This is a genomic window from Dethiosulfatibacter sp., from assembly GCF_983023055.1.
In genome coordinates, this window is the sequence record NZ_CEZJXU010000407.1 from 1 (window position 1) to 2,355 (window position 2,355).

Here is a 2,355-nt window from a genome sequence, read left to right on the forward strand (position 1 = left end):
TCTGTGACATACTGCCCATTACACTTACACCAGTTCCTGGATTGTCCTGGTGTCCAGTCATAGCTGTAATGCTGTTGTCCATAATGATAACAGTTATAGGAGTATGGTTGTAGATCATGTTGAGAAGACCAGTTACTCCCGAATGGAAGAATGTTGAATCTCCAATCAAAGCAAAAGGTTTAAGGTTTGCATTGTCGTCGTCGGACATTTCATTTCCTCGTTGATACCCCTGGGCCGCAGTGATTGATGCACCCATGTCTATTGAAAGGTCCATAGCCTCGAAAGGAGGAAGATAACCTAGGGTGTAGCATCCAATATCTCCCGAGAAGAATGCCTTGTTCTTGTATTTACCAAGTTCGAAATACAGCCCTCTATGAGGACATCCGGCACAAAGTACTGGGGGTCTCATGGGTGGTTCGTTTTCAGGTGTGAAGGCTATTGTTGGCTTCACGCCCAGTAGCTTTTCCCTTAGGAGTTCAGGGCTGAATTCTCCACATATTGGAAAGAGATCCTTTCCTGTACATTTTATGCCCCATGATCTTATTTGTGTTTCCATGAAGGGCTCGTTTTCTTCTATTATATAAAGCTTGTCTACTTTTCCTGCAAATTCCGTGATTTTTTTTACAGGAAGAGGATTTGACATTCCTATTTTCAAATAGGAAGCATTGTCGCCCATGACTTCTTTAGCATAGAGGTAGGATACTCCGTTGCATATTATACCAATTTTGGTGTCGTGGATTTCTTCACTGTTCAATGGTGAAGTATTTCCATACTCACTAAGTTTAAGAAGATTTTCTTCTATTTCTGGATGTCTTGTTCTTGAATGAGCAGGTACCATTACATATTTCTTTGAATTTTTCACAAAGGTTTCAGTTTTAGGTACAATTCTTTCCTTTAGTTCTACAGGCGTTTTTGAGTGACATACCCTTGTAGTTAGTCTGAAAAGAACTGTAGTATTGAATTGTTCACTTATTTCAAATGCAATCTTCATGAAATCTATGCATTCCTGGGAATCAGAAGGTTCCAAACATACTACCTTGGCATGAATGGAGTAGAGTCTGTTGTCTTGTTCATTTTGGGAAGAGAACATGTTTGGCTCGTCGGCGGTAATTATTACAAAGCCGCCGTTTGAACCGTGATATGCAAATGACATGAAGGGATCTGCCGCAACATTTAGTCCTACGTGCTTCATAGAGGCAAAGGATCTTACACCTCTTACAGCTGCTCCCATTGCAACTTCAGCTGCAACTTTTTCGTTCGGTGCCCACTCTGCATATACTCCCTCGTATTTTGAAAAGTTTTCCATTATTTCAGTGCTTGGTGTACCTGGATATGCAGATGCCACTGTTACGCCTGCTTCATATGCGCCACGTGCAACTGCTTCGTTTCCGGTCATTAATACTTTCATAACTTCCTCCTTAATGTATAAAACAGGTTGTTGTATCAACCTACATAAATTATAGAATATGAATGTTGCATAGTCAAGTATCCTAAGATATAAAAAAAATAATGATTTTGTATTGAAATTATTCATATTTCATATAAAATACATGTAATTATCCAGGTCTTTTGATATAATGAGAAAGATTAAATTATCGAGGTTTATTATGGATAAAATGAAAATAGCCGTTCTTGGAGGAGGGAATTCAGGTTTTTCCCTGTCAGCATATTTCACACATCTGGGACACAGTGTAAGTTTATACAAGAGAAGCTTTCAAAAAGATAAAACAGAATATGGGTATGAAATGAATATACAAGGAATATTTGATTTCAGCTGCAGTTTAAATATGGTTACCAATGATTTGGATCTTGCATTGAAGGATGTTGAAATGGTCTTTATCTGTGTTCCTGGCTATTGTCATGAAATGTTTTTTGACGAGTTTTTGAAATGTTTTAAGAAGATGGAATACAAGGATATTTATACAGTATTGATGCCCGACAACTACGGATGTCTTCTGTTGAATGAAATGATCAGAGATAGAAACATGGAGGATTATAAAAAAATATTGTCCTTAAGCTCTTCTATTTTTGCTAGTAGATTAATTGATGAGAAAAATATTGTCTTAAAAGGAATCAAAAGTGAAATAATTGTGTCTTCTGTTTATCCAGATATTGTTGATGTAGGAGTTTCAATGCTAAACAGAATAACGGAAGTCTTTGTAAGAGGAAAGAATATTTTTGAGGTTAATCTGTCCAATATGAATTGCGTAGTACATACAGCTATCACTGTAATGAATGCAGCTAAGTTAGAAAACACAAAGGGAAAATTTGACTTTTACAAGGAAGGAATAACCCCAGCAGTAGCAAGAGTAATTGAGAAAGTGGACAGGGAAAGAATTAATATAGCTAAGGCTC

At 37.2% G+C, this 2,355-nt stretch carries 2 protein-coding genes; one reads left to right on the forward strand and one right to left on the reverse strand.

The window, feature by feature from the left end:
• Positions 1-1,408, reverse strand: a 1,408-nt coding sequence (locus AC3AX0_RS11680) for a thiamine pyrophosphate-dependent enzyme (protein ID WP_487550459.1), incomplete at its 3' end; no start/stop codon positions are given.
• 199 nt (positions 1,409-1,607) lie between these two features.
• Between AC3AX0_RS11680 and AC3AX0_RS11685 the strand changes: the two genes are divergently transcribed.
• Positions 1,608-2,355, forward strand: a 748-nt coding sequence (locus AC3AX0_RS11685) for an NAD/NADP octopine/nopaline dehydrogenase family protein (RefSeq protein WP_487550460.1), incomplete at its 3' end; no start/stop codon positions are given.